This window comes from Sporosarcina sp. JAI121 (assembly GCF_013408665.1).
Lineage (GTDB): Bacteria > Bacillota > Bacilli > Bacillales_A > Planococcaceae > Sporosarcina.
Map to the genome: position 1 here is coordinate 162,790 of NZ_JACCCL010000003.1, position 22,584 is coordinate 185,373.

The following is a 22,584-nucleotide window of genomic DNA, read 5'->3' on the forward strand; positions in this document are numbered from 1 at the left end:
CAAGTTCCCTTTTCACATCATAAATTTAGAACGTTAACGCTTTTTCTTCTTGTACTTGGATTAGCTTAATAGCTAATCCTTTTTTTATTGAAATAAGGTGTTTACCTTTTGGAAGGTTAATCGTTATCTAAGTAGGAGGGGGATTATGGATGAAGAATTAGGGCTTTATTTAGAAAGGAAATTAAAAGGCGTCTATTATGTCTTACTGAAAATGGGCGCAAAAAAAGAAGATGCCGAAGATATTTTACAGGAGACAGCATATCGTTTTGTCCAGCTATTAGATGGTGTTGATGAAAGGTATATGGATGCATGGCTTTATCGAGTAGCTATCAATTTATTTTATGATGGCTTGAAGAAACAGAAGACATTGGGTCGTTATCTAGCGCTTTTTGAAACTGATGATTTACTTGATTTATATACTCCCGAGCAATCCTTGATTGATGGAGAGTTTGAAAAACAAATGAAAATAGCCATGACTAAACTAAGACCAAAAGATACTGAAATTCTGCTTTTGAAGTATAGTGCAGGATTTTCATTAAAAGACATAGCTCATTTATTAGAAACAACAGATAAATCAATAAAGACTCAGTTGGCAAGGGCAAAAAAACGATTACGAAAAATAATTGAGGAGGATACTTATTTTGAGTGAAAAATCTATTTTTGATCCAAAGGATACATATCAACCAACAATAAAAAAAGCAAAGAAAAAGTCTTTGAAACGGACAATTTTGGTTTCAATAGCTGTGACATTAACTACAGTAATAGTAGGAGTAGTTATTTTTTTAGCAGCGCATCTTTACATGCAAAAAACGATGACCGATTATTATAATTTGCAAGTGAGTAAATCAATAGTACGTGGAGCAAATATTACTTTAGATAATGGTGGAGCAAGCAGCTATGGTATTGAATCGGCGATTACACAAGATCAGTATAGAAAAAACATTGACGGCATCCCGTATACTTGGTATAACGAACAAACTCTTTATAAAATTTATGACAAACCGACTACATTACTTGATACAAGAATAACATCGTTTGATGGTGAGCAATATTATCGGAATGGTCAACGAGTGATGAACTTCTTATATCCTCGAATGAAAAGTTCAAATGATGACATTGCCCTGCTAACCTCGCTAGATAGTAAAGACAAAATCGAAGTAGCGATTTCTTTCAAAGAAGAACTACCTGTAGATAAGATGTTGGAAGTTTTCCCAACAGCACAGTGGGCTTGGGTTATTGATCCGATGAATAGAGATTCATTCGACAGCTCGTTGAAAGAAATAGGTTCTGATTATGTTAGCTATGTTATTAGCGAATATGCTTATGGTTTTTCAATTCAGCCAGAAAGCACAATTGAACAAAACGTGGAAGAATTTAAACAAGGATTGCAAAGATTATCCGAAGAACAAAATAACGAAGAGCGATTGTTAGAAAAAATACAAGGTGAGCTACAAGTGGGAGGAATTGTTATAACAGGTACCGTGGAAGAAATATTACCAATGATGGAACAAGAACAAGTTAATTATGTAAGTGTTGGTGTTATTATTCCTCAATAATGAATGAAGCTTTATTCTTATTCAACTAACGGGGCAGTTTAGTTGAGTAAAAAAAATGAATTGGAGGTCGAACAGATATGAAACGAGAGGGAATTGTTAAATGGTTTAAAGAAGAAAAGGGTTATGGTCGTATTATGCTTGACGGTGAGGATGGAAATCATGTTTTTGTTCATTTCAGTTCGATTTTACCTGATAAAGAAAGATTTCCGAATGGATTCATATTCCTTAAACAAGGTCAAAAAGTATCCTTTGATTTAATTGAAAACCCAAATTCTACTGACCAAAAGCAAGTTGCAGAAAATGTAATCATTATCTCTGACTAAAAAATTCTTCTTCAACTAAAGGTGCAGGTTAGTTGAAGAGTGTTGTTTAACTTTAGTTCAACAATCGGGCCATTTAATTGAATAAGATTACACAAAAAGTCGATTTCCCAACGTATAGGAAATCGACTTTTTTAGATTAAATTTTTGCCCAATTATAAAAGCTTAACTTTAAGTTCCTTCGATGAATTTAAAAAATACCGTTGACTATTCAGTTGAACTGTATTACATTGTTACAAAGTCAAACTATATAGTTGAACTGAATAAGGGGTGAGAATATGAAACATAAATTATTGCCGTTGTCTGAAACCATGCATTATATTTTATTAGCCCTACGTGAACCACTCCATGGCTATGCTGTAATGCAGAAGATAGAAAAAATAAGTAATGGTACTGTTATTTTAGCTGCTGGTACATTATACGGTGCTATTGAAAACTTGAATAAACATGGTTGGATTGAACCTGTTGGAAATTCGGGTCGGAGAAAAATTTATATGATAACTACAGAAGGAAGCGCCATTTTGAAAATGGAACAAGAAAGGCTATCGCATATTTTATCATTGTACGAAGGGAGTGAATCAAATGAAGAAGTTTAACGTATTTTTTAATTTTGAAAAAGAAGAGCAATGGCTGAACGAGCAATTACAAAAAGGCTATCGCTGTACAAATATTAGTGGATTAGGAATATACACTTTCAAAAAAACTGACAAAAGATTTGTTATGCGACTTGATTATCAAGATTATTTACCAAAGAAAAAGTTCGAGGAATATAAAGGGATTTATGAAGATTTTGGTTGGATCTATATAAAAGGGTACTGGCTGGGTGGAATACGGTATTGGCAAAAAGAAGAGGATGATCAAAATGAAATCTTTTCGGATCGCCAATCAAAGGGTAATTATTATAAAAGATTAATGGGTTATTCATTTGCGTTGGGTATGCTGTGTTTGGTTTATTCTTATATGCTCTACAAAGATCATTCGGGATTATATTTTGAAGGTCTTTGGAGTATGAAAGGTGCATTATTTTGGAAAGCATTCTTATTTGAAACTCCATTTGTCCTTTTGAAGTTGCTTCCCGCCTTACTGGTTGTGTTCTTTGGTAGCAGTTTTTATAAAGCTTATCGAAAGTATTCAATGTTAAAAGAAAAATAATATGTTAGGGAGTTAAGTATGAACTTTTTTAATCCAAAGAAGTAATTGAGGATAATGTATCTACCACAATCGGGTGCTTTAGTGAAAATTCGGCTGCTCCTTCCATGGCAGCTTTTTCTTTTTGAATTAAAGCACCCTATCGTTGAATAAGAAAGTATAGTAGACTAAATTAACTGAACAATCCATTTTTTGATAACCGATTAAATTTATGGGTTTTAAGGAGAGAGTAAGATGAAAATAGCAACAATATCGCAAGTAAGTTTATCAACGTCAAGATGTATAGGTGTAAGCTTCTTATTACTCTCAGCCTTACTCGTATCTATTAGCCAGGTATATTATGCAAATCAAGTTCAGGGCGTACATCCCTTTTTATTCACAGGTGTAAGCTTTTTTATTACAGCAATAATTTTCAATGTGATTGCATTGAAACAACGAGGAGGACGGTTCAATATTTCGGTGCAGAAATACTCTAATGATTTAGTAAAGTTGAATGTTAGTTCTGTTTTGGCGTTCATGGGATTTTATTATGCATTGAAATTTATCGAACCTGCAATCGTAAGTTCGCTTGAGATGGGGGTCGGCCCCTTTTTTGTAATTGTTGTAACCGCAATAATTACAAAGAAAAAGATACGAGCGACACGAGCACAGTGGATAATTACAATCGGCACGTTCGCAGCCAGTTTATTGTTAATGATGACAGCATTGCTTGGGCTATCTGGTGTGAAGGTAACAAATAATACTGACTTTGTTTATGGTATCACTGCCTCCGTTTTATGTGGATTAGGTGCCGTGTTATGTACGATTTATTCGAAAAGATTAAGTAATGCAGGTTGGACAAGCTCGTCTATTTTAGCGCATCGTTTTTACGGTATTGTCGTTATTTCATTTTTGATGACGTACGATATTTTGCCAACGTATTTGATGGCAAATATAGATTGGATTATACTTGTAACAATTTTCGGTGTAGCGATTCCAACATTTTTGTTGCAAAAAGGTATTCAATATTGTGAACCGTTTGTTGTCATGATGTCCATCTGTTTTATACCTGCTTTCACATTTGTTTTCCAACTTGCCGATCCGCGTATAGAGTGGTCTACAACTTCATTGATTGGTGTTTTAATGCTATTTACATTAGGCGTTGCGAGTATTTTTTCGGAAAACAAATCGCAGTAATATTCGATAGTTAACTGGTGTCATGTATACCTGTTGTATATGGAGTGATTCGGCTGCCTTTCATGACAGCTTTTTCTTCCTGAACTAAAGGGGCAGGTTAGTTGAAGAAGGAAAATATGTTTAATAAGGCGGACTAATTCAATATAGAAAGCGGGTGATACTAATGATTATTTGGATAAATGGAGCATTTGGTTCTGGGAAAACTCAGGCTTCATACGAATTAAAAAGAAGGATTCCCAATTCCCTTGTCTATGATCCAGAAAATATAGGTTTTTTTATTAACAGGAATATACCCAAAGAAATTAGAAAAGGTGATTTCCAAGATTATAGTATCTGGCGAGAGTTAAATTACATTACTTTAAAATACATAGATAGTGAATATGACGGGGTTATCATTGTTCCAATGACCTTGGTGAATCCACAGTATTTTGAAGAAATTGTAGGGAAATTAAGAGATGATGGAGTGATTGTCAATCATTTTGTACTTTGGGCTTCTAAAGGAACATTACAAAAGAGGTTACGAAGCAGAGGGGAGAGAAAAAATTCATGGGGTGAAAAACAAATAGAGAGATGTATTCAAGGGTTATCAAAGAATATATTTAAACATCGAATAGAAACTGATAAATTGACAGTGGAAAGTGTAGTGGAAACAATTGCATCCATGTTAGACATTCAGTTACTCGATGACAACAGAAATAAATTCAAGAAGAGATTGGACAGAATTAAAACACAAATAAAACAGATACGATTTATAAATTAAATAGGTAACTTTCTTCAATTAACAAGTGCTTGAGTCAAGGAGAGCAATGTCCTTTAAGACGTTGCTCCTTTACATTTAAAAGTACTTCTGATAATACTCAATCCTTAGCCTTCCGCTTAATTGAGCGTATATCCTCGCACTATCACAAATCGGTTTCTAGTGTTTGAATAAAATCCTCAATATCAGTTAACTCGATTCCTTTGGTCTGATATTTCTCAAGCATTTTATTCAACAGGTCTTTTTTTACGGAAAATATGGAATCATCCAATACAATAACGCGATAACCTCTGTTTATGCCGCCCAAAGCTGTTTTGTAAACACAACTACTGGCATCTGCACCAACAATGTAAAGGGTATCAATCTCGTTTTTTATGAGATGATTTTCAAAAAATTCTACAGAAAAAGCATCAGTGCGGAGCTTGCTAAAAATGTTACCCGATTGAATGGATAATTCATTATATAAGTCTGCTCCATCACTATCGGCCTGATACATACCATTAGTAATCAATGAATCCAAAGGGTTTCCCGTAAACTCTTGCTTGGTGTAAATAATCTCCATTTTAGAGTCATTGGCATATTCGATAGCTGTATTGATGTTAGCCATTAACGGTTCCGTGTTGCCGTATTCGGAGATGCCCAAAGTGTCATTTTGGATATCTAATACCAGAAGTGCGCTTTGGGGGCTATCATATTTGGCGATTGAATCCCCCTTTGTAGCACTCGACAAATATACCAATCGTAAGGTAATAATTCCGAAACAAAGTACCAATATTCCACTAATGCTAATGAGTATCATACGAAAATTGCTCCCCTTATTCTTTGTTTTCATAACAGTCACCTCTTATTTATTTATCGTTTGGGGGTGTAATAATAGTTGCGAGAATATGCATACTTTGTTCCTCGACCAAAGCGTTTCTTGTTTGATAAGGAGCAATTATTTCTTTCAATTTATTTCCGATACCTACCATTTCTTCGACAGTTGCATAGATTGGAATTGCGCTGAAACCCGAACCATCCTCAACAATATTAATAGAAGACTTTTCAGCATAATTTTGAAACTCTTTCATCAATACAATGATAAAGTTCGTAAACAACTTAAAGTATGCTTCACCATCATTCTGCTCAACGATAGATTGGTTGACATTAAGAAAGCTCTCATTCAATGCGTAAACTTTCTCCTTTACGGCACGGACTTTATTTTCTGCAATAATCTTTAAAACCCCGCTTTCTACCAAACGATTTAATGTGCGATAGAGCGTGGCCTGAGGGATATCGTATTGTGATGCTAATAAATCTTTTGCTGTACACTCACCTTTTTCTTGAATAGAAAGTATGATTTGACTTTTAACTGGGTTGACAATGCAGTCCATTATTTCTTTAATGCTAATATCCATTTCGATAATCACCTCCCACTATTATCTATATGATTACATTCTCGTGTTGATAATATAAAAGTGAATAGTTTTTTACTTAGACATAACTTTCCATGGGGAGTAACGGGTTTAACGTTCTTTTGGTGAATTATTTTAACTAACAAGACAGGTTAGTGTGAGAAGGGAAATTTCTGAAACCTTTAATAAATTATTAACGACTAATAAGAAAAGTAGGTGAAAAATATATGAAGTTGAAGTTTTTATATTTAGCAATAACTGCATTTTTGATAATGTTAGTTGTCGGTTGTTCGACTAATCAACATGTAGGGGATCTCGCTAATACAGATAGTTATGAAAAGGTTGGAAAAATTGCTTGGGAGTTTATCGCAGAAAAAGGTTGGAATGACACAGCTAAAGATGGCTGGCAAAGTGCGATAGTTAAGAAAGAAATTGCTGATAATCGCTATGAATTGTTGGATAAAACTTATGAAGGAAAAGAGATATTATCCGTTTCATTTGAAGACAAAGAGAATGTTCTAGTCGGTACACCTATAATACTTGTTGACCCTGGTACCAACGAAGTGGTTGGCTATATGGCTGGTGAATAAATACAGTATTACTAAGCAAACGGGTACTTTACTTGAAGATTGTTGAGCTGCTTAGATGGCTCTTTTTCTTGTTCAATTAAAGGGCAGGTTAGTTGAACAAGAAATATATGGATTATTATAGTAAAGTATTTAAGAGTTTAAGAGACAATAGATGAAAACCAAATGATTGTAACGAATATGTTCAATCGATAAAGGTAACAGAACGTTATATTTTGAAGGGAGATAGAAGTATGAGGATATTATTTTATATTAGCATTTTTATTTCTGGACTAATTACTGCCTTTACGTTTTTCTTTGCACATAAATTAACTGTTCCATTTGACCCAGCAAAAGATTTATTAGGTGGTGGTAATGGTAATCCAGCTCTGTTTTTTGTTCTTGCTCCAGGTCTAGTTAGTTTCTATTTCTATTTTTCTTTGATTTTTGTATTCGAGAAACTTCATAAAAGTTTTTCTTTAACAAAGCAGAAATGGTTCAAGTATAGTTACTTACTCGTTTTCCTTTTTATTGGGGTGACTACGTTTTATAGAGCAATAATATACCGAAATTATATTAATACAAATCACCCATATATGGAGGTAGGGCTGCTTAGTCAATTTTCAAACCATATCTTCTTTAATATATGGACATTTATAGCATTGTTATCCTTTATAGGTTTTATATCATTTTGGACTAAGAAAAATTGATTAAGGAGGTCGATGAATGAAAATAAGTGTAATCGAAAAAATCTCGAATAGTTTTGTTAAACCGGGTAACTGTTATTCAACTAACGGGGCAGGTTAATTGAACAAGAAATTTGACTAAAATAAGGTGAAAACTTAAAGGGGTTATGGAAGCTGATGAGTATAGTTAATTATCTTGGTTGTAATTTTGATTTGCCTTACAGCGATGAAAGCAGTAATGAAAAAGTTTTAATTGATAACTTTTCGGATTACGAATTAGTCAAGAAACACTTCACAACTAAGAGGATATATGAGGTTTATACTGATCGATATGTAGGTATGTCATTTGATGCTGACAACAAAGACCTTTACTTAAGACAAAGTTACAAAGAAGCAAAGGAGAGTTTTCTTACATTATGTGATCTTTTAAATGGATACCTTGAAGAAGGAGATTATTGCGAGTTATATACTTGTTGGGTTGGACAAGAGGAAGAAGAAAGAAATTATGATTTTGACCAAACTATCAACCTTAATAACATTGACATCAACAACATCTCAATATTCGAGAAAACACTATTGGTAATAAGAAGATAATATTCGACTAACGGGGCAAGTTAGTGGAAGAGTGTTTTACAAAAAACTTCATTGCATCATGGATTTATTGTTATGTCACACAGGGAGGAGGAAAAGATATGAAGAAGAAAAATATATGGTTTGCTATAGGCTTAATCATACTCATTATCGTGGCGATTCCTTTTGGTTTCTTTTATCTGCTAAACAACGGAAACCCTTATACAAACTATATAGCAGATAAAAAGGTTCCAGTATATTTAGAGGAAAAGGGATACACGGAAAACGATGTAGAAGAATCGCATTATGTAGAGCCGAAACACATCATAAATAATGACTTTTATCAAGGTCATTATATGGTTATCTTTCAGGACGAATCAAATGTGACGTATTACTATGGTATAAGAAAAAAGGGAAAACAGGTTAAGCAATTTTGTGAAAAAGAAGTATTATCATCTGATGGTGTTACAGACATAGTTGAAATTGAAACAAAATATAGTGAAAAAAATTGTGTTAATTCTCTCGATAATCGAAATTAAGTCTTAAAGCGAATTCGTTAGATCCTTCGTGGTTCCTTATTTAAGAATAGGGCGCAATTGTTTAATAAGCGTCTCTGTTCTTATTAAACTAACGGCCAGGTTAGTGTAATAAGGTTTTGGGGAATGAAAATATGCGATGAATTTACTGAAATTATAATTCCGGAACTTTAATTTTATTAATAATTACTGCATTAAAGCCAGTAACTGACTTCCAATATTCGCAGTAATCAGTAGGCGGTTTTTCGGGTGAATCTGTTGGTCATTTCAATGAAAATAGAATTGTAGTAGTAGGCAGGACAAACGTATATAAGAACTAGGAAGAAGGTGTTTTTATGACGAATCCAGTTTTTTTATTTTCATATGACGTGGAACGGCCTAGCGATGAATGACGTATTTGAAAAGCTTTATATATTGCTTGCGAATGATCGTAAATAAAGTATGATAGTATAATGCTATTGTTGAAAAGAGAATTCTTAATTTCATAGGCAAAAGAATATTTTATATGAGATTCGGATAATCTATGTGATTATCCAACTTTTCAATTAAAAAAGATGAGGAAGTACCGGTCTGTATGAAAAATCGCAAAATAAAACTAATCCTAGTATTATCTACTGCCTTGTTATTGTTGTTTACAAGTTTAAATGTCTTTACCTCTTACGTGAAGATGAAAAAGACGGTTGAAGATTCAATCGCCAATCAAAGTCTTGTAGCAGCAGAATCCATTGCGTCTGCAATAGATAAAGAAACGTATCGGAAATTTTTGGAATATCCCGCGAAAAACGAACATTATTGGGAATTAACAAACTACTTAATTGATGCAAAAGAAAAACTGGGTGCACTATTTGTGTATACTTTGAAAATTGATAATCCAAAAGTATCGAACATAATGATTGGCGGATTACCCAAGGAATTAGACGAGAGCTATAGCATTGGAGTGGTTTGTACAGTACCCGAAGAGCAGGTCAAAAGAGCCTTTGAAGGAAATACATATGTTACAAATGTAATTGAGGATACCGATTTTGGCTCTTATCTTTCTGTTGGAGTACCGATTAAGGATGAAGCAGGAAAGATCATGGGATACTTAGGTATCGATATTAGTGTTGATACACTTAATGATATTAAAGGGACAGTACTGAAAAATAATATCTTTCTCTTCGTCTTTAATGGTGTCTTTATTTTGGTCGTAATCGGATCTTTCTTATTATTGCAAAGATGGTACCAAAAAGAAGTGGCAAAGGAAGTCGGGTATACAGAAGATACATACCAAGCTGAACTTAAAACGTTAATCACTTCCATAACTTCTTTAAGACATGATTTCACCAATCATATTCAGGTTTTACATGGATTACTTCAACTAGGGGAATCTAAGCAGGCTCAGCAATACGTATCATCTTTGTCTAAAGAAGTTCTGGCGATAGAATCTCTAAAGTTAAATATAGATCATCCTGGTCTTTCAATCCTATTGCAAACGAAGAAACTGGCTGCACAAAACAATCATATTGATATGAATTTTACGGTTTCTCATGATGCATTCGATAAAATAAAAACAACAGATTTAATCATAATACTGTCGAATTTAATTGATAATGCAATTGAGGCAACAATTGCATTACCTGAAGCTGAACGTGAAATAACAATTAGCTGTGAAACGTATGTTACGCATTATGTATTTAAAATTACGAATACTGGGCCTAAAATTATTGAGAATGAACATATTTTTAAACAAGGATATTCAACAAAAAAAGCAGAACAAGGAAAGATAAGAGGGCAAGGTTTATTTATTGTGAAGGAAGTTGTGAATAGATATAATGGGAAATTATCAATTGACTCAATAAATGAATTAGAGACTATAGCCATTGTGGAAATCCCTCTAAAGTAAATTTGAATGAAAGTGTAAACTCCCTATTACTAGTTGTGGGGAGTTTTTTCATTTGTCTAACTGTTTATGCTGCTAATTTCCTTATTTTGTGTTTTTTTAAATCGAATTATTATTCAACTGTATTCCGTATTCATATCTAGTAGACACAACACCAACTTTTCCCAGAAGTCCTCATTGTTCCATTTAGCGCTTCTTACTTCCCGTAACCTTAAGGGAGTAAGCCCCAAGTTAAAGGTCCAGGGCTTGAACAGCTGCATCCCTTGAAGCGTTATGTCAACCTCGTGTGCATGGCGTATACAGATTGATCTCATTTAGCAAATCCAATTTCTTCTTCGACTAACGGGGCAGGTTAGTTGAAGAAGGATGGATATCTCTATTCTAATTGGGAAGATTAGATAAGAGGTGAATTTATCTTGAAAAAACTATATGTACTGATTTTAATCATATCTTTATTTACTTTGGTGTCATTTGAAGCTAATGCACAGCCTAAAAAATGTCCTGTATTAAGTGAATTAGAGAAAACATCGCTTAAGGATAAAAAAGAGGTAATAGAAGCGTTAAATACTTTAATACCAAAAACGTATGGGACTGGATTAGATGATTTTCCTGACATGTATAATGAGTGGAATGTAGTAACTGCCAAACCTTTTCTCAAAACAGTTGGTAATAAAGAAGAAGAAGACTATTTTGGAATGGCAAAAAACTTTTGTGGCAAAGAAATTGCTGAAAAGTCATGGCTTGTACGTTTAGATTTCCCCAAAGCACCTGGAGCTAACTTAGCCCAAGGTCAAATATTTTTAGCTAAAAGTAAGGAAAAAGGATGGTTTGTTTGGTTTCAATACCATTGAACTAAGGGGCAGTTTAGTGAAAAAGTATCTTTCATCTTTTGAGTATTAGTTGTAATATGAATATGAACTGGAAAATTGTAGCTAGGGTTCCGCTATCTAGGTAGGTCGGTGACCGAGGGCTACATCTTTTACGATATGTAAAAGGCACCTATTGACATAAAAGGTCCGAGGGGAAAGGTTCAGCGTATTTGTTATGCGTTGAAATCTTTCTCTTCGGTCCTTTTTTTTTATTTTAAGGAGGGTTATTGTATGAAAAGAATTGATGCTTTAAAAGCTGGGATTGCAGTTATTATTTTGAATGAGGAAAAACAAGTTTTGTTACAGAAAAGGTCAGATGTAGGACTATGGGGTATTCCTTCAGGACATATAGAAATAGGGGAAACAGTTTCTGAAGCAGCTATCAGAGAAGTAAAAGAAGAAACTAATTTAGATATAAGAATTAAAAAGCTTATTGGTGTGTACTCTGACCCTAATTCACAGGTGTTTGCTTATCCAAATGGTAATGTAGTACATTTTATAACAACCTGTTTTCTTGCTGAAATTACTGGTGGAGAACTACGATGTAATTCCTCTGAGTCACTAGAAATTAAGTTTTTTGAACAACAGAACCTACCACAAGACCTATTGAAAATGCACCCTTTATGGTTAAACGATGCACTTGCTAATAAAGAATTGGCTTTTATTCGTTAGTGAAATTCTTATTGAAGTAACGGGCAGCCATCCATGAAGCATCTTCACTAACTAAGATGAAAATAATCTATTTACATGGGAGTTAACTGATTAAGCTACCTAAAAAAGTCGGTTCCTTACAGGAAATCGACTTTTTTCAGGTAATTCGCTTAGTGTACAAAATTTCCGAAATGTTGGCGGTACCCCTCGTTTAAATAAAAAAGGACAACTTAGATTGTGGGAGTGGAAAGAAATTATTTAGTGAACACTTTGATCATAATGTGTATTAAATGAGAAGGAGCTTATTCAACTATTGGGTGCTTTACTTAGAGATTGTAGAGCTGCTCAGACGGCTCTTTTCTTGTTCAACGAAAGGCGCAGGTTAGTTGGACAAAACGTATGAACAATTATGGTACTATGGGATTGAAAAGGGGCGTGCCTGTGATCTATCTAACCACTTTTTATATATTTGTGTTAGCGGTGTTTGTCAGTGCTATTGGTGGCTTTATGTTTTATAAAGTAAGCTGTAAAAAACTCTCAAGAACGCTTAGTTATATATTGGGAGGCATAGCATCTTTACTTCTAAGCTATCCGATGACAAAATTGCTGCTGTTAGGTGGGGTTTGGTTCTTTCACTTGCCTATCGCAGTGCTGTCGATAGTGGTATATGTCGCGTTCCTTTTGAATTCGAATGGTAGTTCGAAATTGATAAGTTGGGTAGGAATAGTTGTGTTGGCTTTGACTATTTCAGGACACGTTTATCTAATCATACTCTCTATCTTTTTAAAATAAACGGGTACTTTACTTGAAATTCGTTGAGCTGTTATGACGGCTCATTTTCTTGTTCAATTAAAGGGGCAGTTTACTGCACTAATATCTATTACTGATTTTTCGGGGTGTGAAATGATGAAAAGGTTCATAACAGCAGCACTATCTGCTGTTTTATTTGCAACAATATTTTCTTGGTTTTTCTTTGTACCCAGCTCTCAACGGGAACCTAATGTTTATTATTCTAGTTTTTCAGAAACGTTTACCTTAGTCATTATTTATGCCGGACCTGTTTTTTTTCTGGTAGGATTACCTCTTTCGATCTTCATTGATAAGTTAGATGCGAAGTTTAACAAAGATTTAAAATGGACACGTTACTTTTTCGGGTTAGGTTTATATTCGTTAGCTGGTATACTTTTTGGTGTTGTTTTTCTAAGTCTACTTAACCCAAATATCTATCTAGAAGATGTTTTTTCATTTTCACTATGCTGTTTCATAGCGTCTACTATTTACTATCACTTGTTATTGTCTGTTTCAAAAATAAATTTACTATTTAACTAACGGCTGCTTAGACGCTCTTTTCTTGTTTAACTCAAGGTGCAGGTTCTTCAATACAGCATTTGCATTATGCTACAATACAAGCGTTATAAAATAGCTTTTGAAAGAAAGGGAACATAGATGAAAAAGAAATTACTATTTTTTGGAATTGGATTTTTAGTAATGGCTCTTTTATTTGCAGGAACGTTTAAAGTTACGAAGTTAAGAACCTTTCAATTATTTGGAGGCTTAACATACCAAGTTGAAACGGAAAACAAGGTCATTGCTTTAACATTTGATGACGGTCCGACAAAGAACGTGGATCAGATTCTGCCTTTATTAGATAAATACGAGGCAAAAGCTACTTTTTTCCTTATCGGAAATGATATTGAAAAACACCCCGAAGAAGCAAAGAAATTGGTAGAAGCAGGGCATCAAATTGGAAATCACACCTATTCACACAAAAGAATGGTTTTAAAATCTCCCTATTTTATTAAAGAAGAAATAGAAAAAACCGATGAGTTGATTAGAAAGTCTGGATATAAGAGCGAAATTGACTTTCGACCTCCCTATGGGAAAAAATTTGTGGGATTACCTTATTATTTAAATAAGCACAACAGAGAAACTATTATGTGGTCTTTAGAACCGGATACATATTACACAAGTGCCGATGAAAAAGTAAATTATGTAGTGGAAAACATTAAACCAGGTTCGATAATCTTGCTACATCCAATGTACGATCAAACAGGTGGGGAAATCCAAGCGATTGAAGATATTTTACGAGAACTTACGAACGAAGGGTATAAATTTGTAACGGTGGATGAACTTCAAGAATTATGATGTAAGCAATAAAAATAATCTATTTTTAGCATTTTCGTTTGGAGAGATACAGTTGGTAAAACAAGGGTGATTGTTCGATAAGTAAGAATCGCTTTTTCCTTCTTCATGTAATTGCACGTTAGTTGAAGAAGCATTAAACAAATTTAAAGAGCCTAACTACAATAAAATGTAGCAAGGCTCTTATATTTTTATATCAAAATTGAATACCTTTTTTTTTACTGTACAAGTGAGATTATTTTTTATTGGATATTTATGTTAATATCGCTATGATGAAATGTACTTAAACTGACGGTGCAGTTTAGTTAATAAAATTCAAAATAAAGTGGCTAAATAGGGGAGAGAAACTTGAAGAATACAATACTTTATCTTGTAAATGCTGGTATGTTATTTGGTACTTGGTTGATGGCTTCTATTATTCTTTCCACAGGGGATGAATGGTGGTCCTTATACACTCTAAATATGGAGGAATTATCTCCATTCAATGTAGAAATATCTTGGATAAAAGTCTTTATTTTTGGATTCATCTCTTTAGTAATTTCTTTTTTTCTAGTAAAGATAACCTCAGAAAAAAATAAATAACTTGGCCCTTTTTCAACTGGGCAGGTTAGTGATAGAAGACGACTAACTAATGGGGGGATAGTCATGGATACTAAAATACTATATTATAAAATATTTGAAAGGAATGTGGAGCCTGTTGACTATGTTAATTGGGCTTTCAAAATGTTAAAGAATGAAATTTCAACTACATCCTTATCTATCCTTTCTTCCCTTAGTAAACCTCATAACATTTTTGAGGTAGAAGATTATTTTCATAGGGTTGTGGAAGAATTAAGTATGCAGGAGCCTTCACATGAAGAGTGTGCAAAGTACTACATCCGTAATTTATTAAGACAAATCATACATGATGAAACTAACGCAATTAACTTTGCTTATGAAATATATGTAGTGGTTCGTGAACACTTTATTAACAATAAGTTGGAAATCTGGTATGAAATCAGCGAAATGATTGATGACTTTCGTTATGGCGATAATATAGGAAATATTACAAAGGATTCCTTAATCACAACCATTGTACAAGAAGCTAAAGTACAATTAAAAAGTAACTTCTTATTGAGCTAAAGAGTGCTTATCTTCAATAAGATTTTCCATTAACGGGCGCGATCATTGAATAGGGAGCCATCTAAATAATTGAGCCTTTTGTAGAATAAGGTTCATTAAGCGAGAGGTTGCATAGGGGGCACTATTTTACGCTTACGAATCCGGAAATTAGCTACTATTTTTTCATTAGCACTCCTTAAATCATAATTGAGAAGTAGCTGAGCGTACGTACTGCCGAGGCACGTTCTGTGTGACAAGTTTACCCGATTAAATTCTTGGTTATTTGATAGTAGTCCTTTTCCTGCATACTTTAATCAAAATAAGGGAACGAATTGAATGACAATGCTTATAGGGAACACAGCCCTGTAAAAAAAAGCATAAGTAATCGTGTTATTCCAGTCGTAAATATGATTCGACTGTATGACTAGGTTTACTAAACGATAGTCCCAATAAATATAGAAAGGTGATGAATAGGATGGGTGTACATCAATATTTTAAAAGCTTATCAGATTTAGAACAAATTATTCGTTGTCCGGGAAAGTTCAAATATCAGGAGCATTCCGTTGCCAGTCATTCATTTAAGGTGGCAAAAATTGCTCAGTTTCTTGGAACAGTCGAAGAGGAATCTGGACAGAAAGTGGATTGGAGAATCCTATATGAAAAGGCATTGAACCATGATTACGCGGAACTTTTTACAGGAGATATAAAGACGCCTGTAAAATATGCTTCGAAAGAGTTGAAGCAACTATTCAGTGAAGTAGAGGAAGAAATGACAAGAAAGTTTGTAGAAAAGGAACTTCCATCTGAGTTTCAAGACATTTATTTGGAGCGATTTAAAGAAGGTAAAGATGAGACGTTGGAGGGGCGCATTTTATCTGTTGCGGATAAAATTGATTTGCTTTATGAAGCATTTGGTGAGATTCAAAAGGATAATCCGGAGCCCTTGTTTTTAGAGATATACGAAGAAGCATTAAGGACAATACTGCTGTTTCAAGATATGAACTGTGTAGAATACTTCCTAGAACATATTCTCACGGATATGCTTAGTGAACGATTCACTGAACATGGCGAGTTAACGGGCATTGCAATGCGGATAATTGAAGAACATAAAGGGTAAAAGACATACATAAAAATATCCAGTTCTAATGCAAACTAACGTAAAATGCTTAACTTCCATAATCGGGCCAGATTAAGGAGGAGTAACATATGAAAAAACACTGTTGTGAAGATATGAATTATCATGCGAATTTTAAATGTGATATGCATCGCGATCCGTTTGAATGTCCTGATAAAATAATAATTTATGATGATAAAGACGGTGACTATGGTTTGATAATCCATGATGGTGGTTCATCAAGTATAGGTATTGAATATTGTCCATGGTGTAGTACGAAATTATAACTTTCTATTCAACAACCGGGCCACTTAGTGGAATAATGAAATGAAAAAGTAGGTGATTCATTTCAAAATTCATCTCATTTACTGCAATGTAAAGCAATGGATTGAATCAAAAAATAAATGAATTCCTTCAATCTTATCCTGAAATTGAAGTGGTTGATTTTAGCTATTTTATATCGTTGATAAAGACTATTAGTATGATAAAAACGGGCGCAATTGTTTAATAAGCGTCTCTGTACTAATTAAACTAACGGGTGCGTCTCTACAACAAGTAGAGACGCATTTTTACTAACACGGCAGGTTAGTTCAATAACATTTAATTAACGGAGGAATAGGTGTATAATTAAGTCAAGTCAAAAAAAGGTGGGAGAATTGTGAACAATAGATTATTACCCATAAATATAACTGGCACAGATGCTTTAAATAGTATTGGTGAAAATATTATTATTGCTGATATAGATTATAAAATTATCTGGTTAAATTCATATGCTAGACAATCACTTAATTCAATAGCTCCTTTGTATGGTTTTTCCAATTCAGATGACTTAATTGGCTTGAGCATGGATTTCTTTCATAAAGAACCTACACACCAGCGTCAAGTGATGTCTGAATTAAAAAATGGTCATAGAGCTAGGATCAATATTAAAAACAAATTTATTGCTGATATTGTAATAACACCAATAAAGAGCATAGAGGAGCAAAATCAGGAGATTGAGGGTTACATGGTAATGCTCATGGATGTTACTAGCCAAGCGGATGAAGCAAGTAGATTGGAGGAAAAAGTCAGGGAATTATCTGCTCCAATACTGAAGATTTGGGATAACACTATAGCTCTTACGCTTGTAGGGGAATTTGATTTTGTTCGGGGAGAAACAATAATACCAGTTGTATTAGAGGAATGTACCTCAAAAGGTATAGAATTCGTTATGATTAGTCTCAGTCGGATAAATAATTTTGATGACAGCGTGAGGCAAACGCTTCAAAAATTACACGATTGTCTAAAGTTAATAGGAGTACATTGCATTATAGTTGGTATTAAGCCTAACTTAGCGGTTAGAATTGGAGCGTTAAGTAATATAGCTACTTTTAGTGATGCCCATGATGGTTTAAAATATATTATTAAGCTACAAGAAAACCGCTCCTTTACTTAAAAAGCGTTAATCTAGAATGCACTTTTTTTATATCACTTATTCAACTAACGGGTGGGTTAGTTGAATAAGGAAGAAGAAAATATTACTTATAAAAACAAAATCGTTGAATTATTTTTCAGTGTTTTTTTTTTTGAATAAATTTCATCTTTTCCACCTCTAACTCCCTTCAATTTGACCACTGAATTATCAATCTATTTCTTGCATTATTTAGTATTTTGTACCATTCAACAAAACGGATTAGAATTTACCTGCTTCGTCTTTTTATTTTGAATTATGAGGTGAAACTTAGAAACGATCATAAAGTTACTTCAACCGGCCACAAACGGCAGCGAACCAATCGTAAACACAGGTCAACCGACCATAAAGAAGAGCGAACGAATCATAAACACAGGTCAACCGACCATAAAGAAGAGCGAACCGATCGTAAACACAGGTCAACCGACCATAAACGAGAGCAAACCGATCGTAAACACACGTCGACCGACCACAAACCAGAGAGCGAACCGATTGTAAACACACGTCAACCGACCATAAACGAGAGCGAACCAATCGTAAACATACGTCGACCAACCATAAACGAAAGCGAACCGATCGTAAACGCACGTCAACCGGCCACAAACGGAAGCGAACCGACCATAAACACACGTCAACCGACCATAAACCAGAAAGCGAACCGACCACATTCCGCTATTGACAATGTAAACTACAAATGCACTGTTCTTCTAACAATCTTTGTTATACTAATCATACCAATGATGTAAACACGGTTATAGAAACAGGAGGAATTATCAAAATGAATCAGGAAGAAAAACCGCATATTTTACTGATAGACGGAATGGCACTCTTATTCCGCTCTTTTTTTGCTACATCAGCAATGGGACACTATTTCCCGAATGAAGCGGGAATTCCGACGAATGCAGTGCAAGGGTTTGCCCGCCATACGATGACGGCGACTTCGATATTCAAACCTACGCATATGGCAGTTTGCTGGGATATGGGAGCGCAAACGTTTCGCAATGATTTATTCGACGGATACAAAGCGAACCGGCCTGCACCGGCGCCGGAGCTTGTACCCCAGTTCGACATGGCTAGGAGTGTTTCTGAAACAATCGGCTGGAAAAACTATGGCGTACCGGGCATGGAAGCAGATGATCTGATTGGCTCATTCGTACAGGAGTGGGCAGGCAAAGCAGATATTACAATCGTGACCGGAGATAAAGATATGCTGCAGTTGCTCAGGCCAGGTGTCCGTATTGCATTCACCAAAAAAGGATATGCTGTTTACGACATCTATACAGCTGAACGATTCGTCGAGGAGTACGGAATTACTCCTATCCAGTTTATCGACAAAAAAGCATTCACGGGCGATACGAGTGACGGTTATCCAGGAGTGAAGGGCATCGGACCGAAAACCGCACTTAAACTCATTAAAGAATACGGGTCGGTAGAAGGCGTAATTCAATCGCTGCATGAATTGACACCGGCAATACGCAAGAAAATCGAGGTAGATATGGATATGCTCCTATTATCCAAAAAACTTGCAGAAATCCATTGTGAACTGAAAATGAATGATTCCATCGAAAACCTGAAAATACCTGTTTATGATAGCGTTATAAGGGAATTGATAGATAAAGAAGGTTATTCCATGATTGTCAGACAAGCGGATTCGCTCTTTTTTAATTAAACTTAGGAGGATGCATGTGGAAAAATACTTACAGCATATGAGGACAAAAATTGCGGCGGAGGCCGATCAAATAGTTCAAGCGGTATCGGAAAGTCAAAATAAGAGATATCCTTTTATGAGAAAACTTGACGATGTATTGGGACGTGAAAGGGAGAGAATGGTTCACATGTTTGCCGACACACTGATTATGGATGAGTCGGATAGGATTGAAACATTGAAAAGTTGGGGAGAAGAGGCAGGTACGGAGCTTTCCCACTTTGAGATGATCAGCCTGGACATGATGTTGCGTGAAATGCCCAAGTACCGGAATACGCTTGGCGCAGTTATTAAACATGAAGCAATAGAACTAGGTCTTGATGCGCGTGAAATGTACGACGTAATCTCTGTGTTGGATCAGTCATTGAACGATGCTATCTATTTTTTTAGTGTGCCATTTGTTCAAAAAGAAAAAGATAGACTCAATCTTACGCAGAATCTTGTTTCGGAATTATCCGTTCCCCTTGTCTCGATCAATGATCAGACAGCCATATTGCCACTTGTCGGTGCTGTGGATCATGACCGGGCTGTAATTCTTCAGGAACGCGTATTGCCCAATGCATCCGAATTGCAATTGAAAAACCTGATTATTGATTTATCAGGTTTGCAGACGACGGATACATTTGTGGCGCACCAATTATTCAATTTGTTTGATGCACTTTCGTTACTTGGTATCCAGCCGATTGTGAGCGGAATATCGCCAGCTATTGCACAAACACTCGTCCAGCTTGGATTGACATTCGGACGCATTAAAAGCTTCGCCACGTTGAAACAGGCTTTGGCGTATATAGAAGCATGAAAAAAGCTCTATTCGAATCGGAAAATGATTCGAATGGAGCTTTTTCATTTATCCTCAGGCTCCATTTTCACGAAAGATAAAATAGGCCTGTTCTTCTTATAGGAGATGGACCGTACACGACTGTCCCGGTTTCTTCCCCCGTTATCATGAATAATGAGAAATAAATCGTCCTCTTTCTCCTCATAACCTATGACAGGCACCCAATGATAGTCGAATTCATAATCGCCTCGCCAACGAAAAGTGAACCACTTATCAAACTTTGCAGCAATCGGGCGACCATTGTCGAGTTGTCTCTTCACTTCATCGATACTGCACGCTGCAACGGTCCATTTACTTCCGAGCAATTTTTGCACATTTCGAATGAAGCGATACTTGAACAGGCCAATCTTCGTTCCACCCAGAAGGCGATACAATTCATTTGTATCATAAGGGCACCCCTTCGGAAGCAAGTGTTGTATCAGTACGAGTGCCGTTACCGGACCACATGCAGATCGACGGATTGATAGGTCAATATCGTCAGCGAATTGGGATTTTCCTTTGACATTCAATATAGTTTTCATTCAAATACCTCCAGAAAAAAAGCTCATCCCTTAGCGTAAGGGATGAACTCATTGAATAGCAAGAGCGTAAGGGAATAGCTCATTGAGTAGCAAAGACTTTTAAATACTTGTCGATATCGACGTTCGTACCTTCTACGAGCGCATTTCCGAGTCCTTCATCGGCTTTGTAGAAGTTTGCGACCGCCCGTCCAACGATATCACGGTCTTTAATTTGTGCAAAATCATTCAGCAAGTTTTTGATGAGCGCTTGTTTCGTTTCTTCATCATAGCTTCTGTAAATATCTCCTGCTTGACCGAAGTTATTGGTTTTTTCGATGGCGTTACGGCCGATGACACCTGATAGTGGCTGATCCGGCTCACGATACGAGTGGTCTTCTTTCGGTTCGGTTGAATAGCTATTCGGTTCAAAATTGATAGTGGAAGTTTGCTGCTGAATCGGCATTGCCCCGTCACGTTGGTTATTTGCAAATGGACATTGCGGCGCGTTGATAGGCAATTGTAAATAGTTCGGTCCTACACGATGGCGTTGTGTGTCGGAATAAGAGAAAATACGGCCCTGGAGCATTTTGTCTTCAGATGGAAGCATGCCTGGGACCAAAACGCCGGGATTGAAGCCGACTGATTCCGTTTCCGCAAAGAAGTTATCAACGTTACGATTCAGTGTCATCGTACCGACAAGCTCCCAAGGGAAGTCTTTTTCGAGCCAATCTTTTGTTGAATCCAGTGGATTGAAATCGTAGTCGTCGAGATTTTTAGGGTCAAGTACTTGTACGTATAGATCCCATTCAGGGAAATTGCCCTCGTCGATTGCTTCAAATAGATCTCGTGTAGCGTGGCTGAAGTCTTTACCTTGCTGTTCTTCCGCTTCTTCAATCGTGAAGTTCTTAATGCCTTCTTTAGGATCCCAGCGTAGTTTCACGTAAACTGTTTCGCCTGCTTCGTTATACCATTTGTATGCATGTACGGAAGATCCGCGCATATGACGATATGAAGCGGGAATCCCTTCATCCGTGAACAAGTGGATCATCATGTTCGTCGTTTCAGGTGATAGCCCCATGAAATCCCAGTAGCGACTAGGGTTTTGCAAGTTTGTTTGTGGATCCGGCTTCAGTGAATGGATGACATCCGGGAATTTAATCGCATCGCGGATGAAGAAAACCGGTAAGTCATTCCCTACGAAATCATAGTTTCCTTCTTCCGTATAAAACTTAACGGAAAATCCGCGCGGATCCCGTGCAGTTTCGGGTGAACCCAGCCCATGAATAACTGTTGAGAAGCGGGCGAATAAGGGTGTTTCTTTGCCTTCCTCTTGAAGGAATGCCGCTTTTGTATACTTCTTCATGCTATTTTTCACTTTAAATACACCGTGTGCGCCTGCACCACGTGCATGGACGACACGCTCAGGAACGCGTTCGCGGTCAAAGTGTGCGAGTTTCTCGACTAATTGATAATCATCAAGTAGGGAAGGGCCGCTATTACCCGCCGTACGTGAGTTTTGGTTGTCAGCAATCGGAACACCTTGATTTGTCGTTAGTTTCTTTTCCAATGAAATCACTCCCTGATTATAATCATTACAAAGTAGGACTGAATATAATGTAATGTAT

Annotated in this window: 26 protein-coding genes; 22 read left to right on the forward strand and 4 right to left on the reverse strand. The window is 35.8% G+C overall.

What is annotated here, in order from left to right:
* Positions 1–145: 145 nt before the first annotated feature.
* From HDC33_RS14610 to HDC33_RS14640, 7 genes are all read left to right on the forward strand, one after another.
* Positions 146–649 (forward strand): RNA polymerase sigma factor, encoded by a 504-nt coding sequence (locus tag HDC33_RS14610; RefSeq protein WP_179393296.1) that lies wholly within the window; start codon positions 146–148, stop codon positions 647–649.
* Positions 642–1,556 carry an anti sigma factor C-terminal domain-containing protein gene (locus tag HDC33_RS14615; RefSeq protein WP_179393297.1) on the forward strand — a complete coding sequence of 305 codons (915 nt, stop codon included), beginning with the start codon at positions 642–644 and terminating at the stop codon, positions 1,554–1,556. The genes HDC33_RS14610 and HDC33_RS14615 overlap by 8 nt, the downstream gene beginning before the upstream one ends.
* A 77-nt stretch (positions 1,557–1,633) precedes the next feature.
* Positions 1,634–1,879 carry a cold-shock protein gene (locus HDC33_RS14620; protein ID WP_179393298.1) on the forward strand — a complete coding sequence of 82 codons (246 nt, stop codon included), beginning with the start codon at positions 1,634–1,636 and terminating at the stop codon, positions 1,877–1,879.
* A 275-nt stretch (positions 1,880–2,154) separates the two neighbouring features.
* Positions 2,155–2,472: a PadR family transcriptional regulator gene (locus HDC33_RS14625; RefSeq protein WP_179393299.1), complete on the forward strand. Its 318-nt coding sequence runs from the start codon at positions 2,155–2,157 to the stop codon at positions 2,470–2,472.
* Positions 2,459–3,028, forward strand: coding sequence for a DUF2812 domain-containing protein (locus tag HDC33_RS14630; protein WP_179393300.1), 570 nt, complete (start codon positions 2,459–2,461; stop codon positions 3,026–3,028). The genes HDC33_RS14625 and HDC33_RS14630 overlap by 14 nt, the downstream gene beginning before the upstream one ends.
* 231 nt (positions 3,029–3,259) lie before the next feature.
* Positions 3,260–4,201, forward strand: a complete 942-nt coding sequence (locus HDC33_RS14635; protein ID WP_179393301.1) for a DMT family transporter — start codon at positions 3,260–3,262, stop codon at positions 4,199–4,201.
* A gap of 163 nt (positions 4,202–4,364) precedes the next feature.
* Positions 4,365–4,961, forward strand: a complete 597-nt coding sequence (locus HDC33_RS14640) for an AAA family ATPase (RefSeq protein WP_179393302.1) — start codon at positions 4,365–4,367, stop codon at positions 4,959–4,961.
* A 142-nt stretch (positions 4,962–5,103) separates the two neighbouring features.
* Here the strand turns inward: HDC33_RS14640 and HDC33_RS14645 are convergent, their stop codons facing one another.
* Both HDC33_RS14645 and HDC33_RS14650 read right to left on the reverse strand, forming a co-directional pair.
* Positions 5,104–5,790 (reverse strand): cysteine hydrolase family protein, encoded by a 687-nt coding sequence (locus tag HDC33_RS14645; protein WP_179393303.1) that lies wholly within the window; start codon positions 5,788–5,790, stop codon positions 5,104–5,106.
* A gap of 16 nt (positions 5,791–5,806) precedes the next feature.
* Positions 5,807–6,355 carry a helix-turn-helix domain-containing protein gene (locus HDC33_RS14650; protein WP_179393304.1) on the reverse strand — a complete coding sequence of 183 codons (549 nt, stop codon included), beginning with the start codon at positions 6,353–6,355 and terminating at the stop codon, positions 5,807–5,809.
* Between the two features lie 224 nt (positions 6,356–6,579).
* On the opposite strand from HDC33_RS14650, the gene HDC33_RS14655 reads away from it, so the two are divergent.
* From HDC33_RS14655 to HDC33_RS16870, 15 genes are all read left to right on the forward strand, one after another.
* Complete coding sequence (locus HDC33_RS14655) at positions 6,580–6,942, forward strand: hypothetical protein (protein WP_179393305.1); 363 nt, start codon at positions 6,580–6,582, stop codon at positions 6,940–6,942.
* A gap of 230 nt (positions 6,943–7,172) precedes the next feature.
* On the forward strand, positions 7,173–7,628 hold the full coding sequence (locus HDC33_RS14660) for a hypothetical protein (protein WP_179393306.1): 456 nt from the start codon (positions 7,173–7,175) through the stop codon (positions 7,626–7,628).
* Between the two features lie 153 nt (positions 7,629–7,781).
* Complete coding sequence (locus HDC33_RS14665) at positions 7,782–8,198, forward strand: hypothetical protein (protein ID WP_179393307.1); 417 nt, start codon at positions 7,782–7,784, stop codon at positions 8,196–8,198.
* 98 nt (positions 8,199–8,296) lie between these two features.
* Positions 8,297–8,713, forward strand: a complete 417-nt coding sequence (locus HDC33_RS14670; RefSeq protein WP_179393308.1) for a DUF3139 domain-containing protein — start codon at positions 8,297–8,299, stop codon at positions 8,711–8,713.
* A 571-nt stretch (positions 8,714–9,284) separates the two neighbouring features.
* Positions 9,285–10,592, forward strand: a complete 1,308-nt coding sequence (locus HDC33_RS14675; RefSeq protein ID WP_179393309.1) for a GHKL domain-containing protein — start codon at positions 9,285–9,287, stop codon at positions 10,590–10,592.
* Positions 10,593–11,005: 413 nt separating this feature from the next.
* Positions 11,006–11,440, forward strand: a complete 435-nt coding sequence (locus tag HDC33_RS14680) for a hypothetical protein (protein WP_218843292.1) — start codon at positions 11,006–11,008, stop codon at positions 11,438–11,440.
* A gap of 249 nt (positions 11,441–11,689) precedes the next feature.
* Positions 11,690–12,130 (forward strand): NUDIX domain-containing protein, encoded by a 441-nt coding sequence (locus HDC33_RS14685; protein ID WP_179393310.1) that lies wholly within the window; start codon positions 11,690–11,692, stop codon positions 12,128–12,130.
* Between the two features lie 1,425 nt (positions 12,131–13,555).
* Positions 13,556–14,254 carry a polysaccharide deacetylase family protein gene (locus tag HDC33_RS14690; RefSeq protein WP_179393311.1) on the forward strand — a complete coding sequence of 233 codons (699 nt, stop codon included), beginning with the start codon at positions 13,556–13,558 and terminating at the stop codon, positions 14,252–14,254.
* Between the two features lie 345 nt (positions 14,255–14,599).
* The gene (locus tag HDC33_RS14695; protein WP_179393312.1) at positions 14,600–14,833 is read left to right on the forward strand and encodes a hypothetical protein; all 234 of its coding nucleotides are present in this window, start codon (positions 14,600–14,602) and stop codon (positions 14,831–14,833) included.
* Between the two features lie 63 nt (positions 14,834–14,896).
* Positions 14,897–15,373 carry a hypothetical protein gene (locus HDC33_RS14700; protein ID WP_179393313.1) on the forward strand — a complete coding sequence of 159 codons (477 nt, stop codon included), beginning with the start codon at positions 14,897–14,899 and terminating at the stop codon, positions 15,371–15,373.
* Between the two features lie 454 nt (positions 15,374–15,827).
* Positions 15,828–16,469, forward strand: coding sequence for an HD domain-containing protein (locus HDC33_RS14705; RefSeq protein ID WP_179393314.1), 642 nt, complete (start codon positions 15,828–15,830; stop codon positions 16,467–16,469).
* Between the two features lie 89 nt (positions 16,470–16,558).
* Entirely contained in the window at positions 16,559–16,753 is a 195-nt protein-coding gene (locus HDC33_RS14710) for a DUF6980 family protein (RefSeq protein ID WP_179393315.1), read from the forward strand.
* A gap of 371 nt (positions 16,754–17,124) precedes the next feature.
* Positions 17,125–17,901 (forward strand): STAS domain-containing protein, encoded by a 777-nt coding sequence (locus HDC33_RS16865; RefSeq protein ID WP_370457484.1) that lies wholly within the window; start codon positions 17,125–17,127, stop codon positions 17,899–17,901.
* A 793-nt stretch (positions 17,902–18,694) separates the two neighbouring features.
* Positions 18,695–19,585, forward strand: a complete 891-nt coding sequence (locus tag HDC33_RS14720; RefSeq protein WP_179393316.1) for a 5'-3' exonuclease — start codon at positions 18,695–18,697, stop codon at positions 19,583–19,585.
* Positions 19,586–19,601: 16 nt separating this feature from the next.
* On the forward strand, positions 19,602–20,420 hold the full coding sequence (locus HDC33_RS16870; protein ID WP_179393317.1) for an STAS domain-containing protein: 819 nt from the start codon (positions 19,602–19,604) through the stop codon (positions 20,418–20,420).
* Between the two features lie 44 nt (positions 20,421–20,464).
* Here HDC33_RS16870 and HDC33_RS14730 read toward each other — a convergent pair whose 3' ends face one another.
* The gene (locus tag HDC33_RS14730; protein ID WP_179393318.1) at positions 20,465–20,980 is read right to left on the reverse strand and encodes a C39 family peptidase; all 516 of its coding nucleotides are present in this window, start codon (positions 20,978–20,980) and stop codon (positions 20,465–20,467) included.
* A 79-nt stretch (positions 20,981–21,059) separates the two neighbouring features.
* A complete protein-coding gene (locus HDC33_RS14735; protein WP_179393396.1) occupies positions 21,060–22,532 on the reverse strand; it encodes a catalase in 1,473 nt (490 codons plus the stop codon).
* Positions 22,533–22,584 lie beyond the last annotated feature (52 nt).

What these genes read in the sequence shown, in the direction of transcription:
- HDC33_RS14620 (WP_179393298.1), top strand. Translation starts at nt 1,634, where the DNA reads ATGAAACGAGAGGGAATTGTTAAATGGTTTAAAGAAGAAAAGGGTTAT.
- HDC33_RS14675 (WP_179393309.1), top strand. Translation starts at nt 9,285, where the DNA reads ATGAAAAATCGCAAAATAAAACTAATCCTAGTATTATCTACTGCCTTG.
- HDC33_RS14650 (WP_179393304.1), bottom strand. Translation starts at nt 6,355, where the DNA reads ATGGATATTAGCATTAAAGAAATAATGGACTGCATTGTCAACCCAGTT.
- HDC33_RS14655 (WP_179393305.1), top strand. Translation starts at nt 6,580, where the DNA reads ATGAAGTTGAAGTTTTTATATTTAGCAATAACTGCATTTTTGATAATG.
- HDC33_RS14700 (WP_179393313.1), top strand. Translation starts at nt 14,897, where the DNA reads ATGGATACTAAAATACTATATTATAAAATATTTGAAAGGAATGTGGAG.
- HDC33_RS14685 (WP_179393310.1), top strand. Translation starts at nt 11,690, where the DNA reads ATGAAAAGAATTGATGCTTTAAAAGCTGGGATTGCAGTTATTATTTTG.
- HDC33_RS14670 (WP_179393308.1), top strand. Translation starts at nt 8,297, where the DNA reads ATGAAGAAGAAAAATATATGGTTTGCTATAGGCTTAATCATACTCATT.
- HDC33_RS14710 (WP_179393315.1), top strand. Translation starts at nt 16,559, where the DNA reads ATGAAAAAACACTGTTGTGAAGATATGAATTATCATGCGAATTTTAAA.
- HDC33_RS14625 (WP_179393299.1), top strand. Translation starts at nt 2,155, where the DNA reads ATGAAACATAAATTATTGCCGTTGTCTGAAACCATGCATTATATTTTA.
- HDC33_RS14705 (WP_179393314.1), top strand. Translation starts at nt 15,828, where the DNA reads ATGGGTGTACATCAATATTTTAAAAGCTTATCAGATTTAGAACAAATT.
- HDC33_RS14730 (WP_179393318.1), bottom strand. Translation starts at nt 20,980, where the DNA reads ATGAAAACTATATTGAATGTCAAAGGAAAATCCCAATTCGCTGACGAT.
- HDC33_RS14645 (WP_179393303.1), bottom strand. Translation starts at nt 5,790, where the DNA reads ATGAAAACAAAGAATAAGGGGAGCAATTTTCGTATGATACTCATTAGC.
- HDC33_RS14690 (WP_179393311.1), top strand. Translation starts at nt 13,556, where the DNA reads ATGAAAAAGAAATTACTATTTTTTGGAATTGGATTTTTAGTAATGGCT.
- HDC33_RS14630 (WP_179393300.1), top strand. Translation starts at nt 2,459, where the DNA reads ATGAAGAAGTTTAACGTATTTTTTAATTTTGAAAAAGAAGAGCAATGG.
- HDC33_RS14635 (WP_179393301.1), top strand. Translation starts at nt 3,260, where the DNA reads ATGAAAATAGCAACAATATCGCAAGTAAGTTTATCAACGTCAAGATGT.
- HDC33_RS14665 (WP_179393307.1), top strand. Translation starts at nt 7,782, where the DNA reads ATGAGTATAGTTAATTATCTTGGTTGTAATTTTGATTTGCCTTACAGC.
- HDC33_RS14660 (WP_179393306.1), top strand. Translation starts at nt 7,173, where the DNA reads ATGAGGATATTATTTTATATTAGCATTTTTATTTCTGGACTAATTACT.
- HDC33_RS14610 (WP_179393296.1), top strand. Translation starts at nt 146, where the DNA reads ATGGATGAAGAATTAGGGCTTTATTTAGAAAGGAAATTAAAAGGCGTC.
- HDC33_RS14640 (WP_179393302.1), top strand. Translation starts at nt 4,365, where the DNA reads ATGATTATTTGGATAAATGGAGCATTTGGTTCTGGGAAAACTCAGGCT.
- HDC33_RS14720 (WP_179393316.1), top strand. Translation starts at nt 18,695, where the DNA reads ATGAATCAGGAAGAAAAACCGCATATTTTACTGATAGACGGAATGGCA.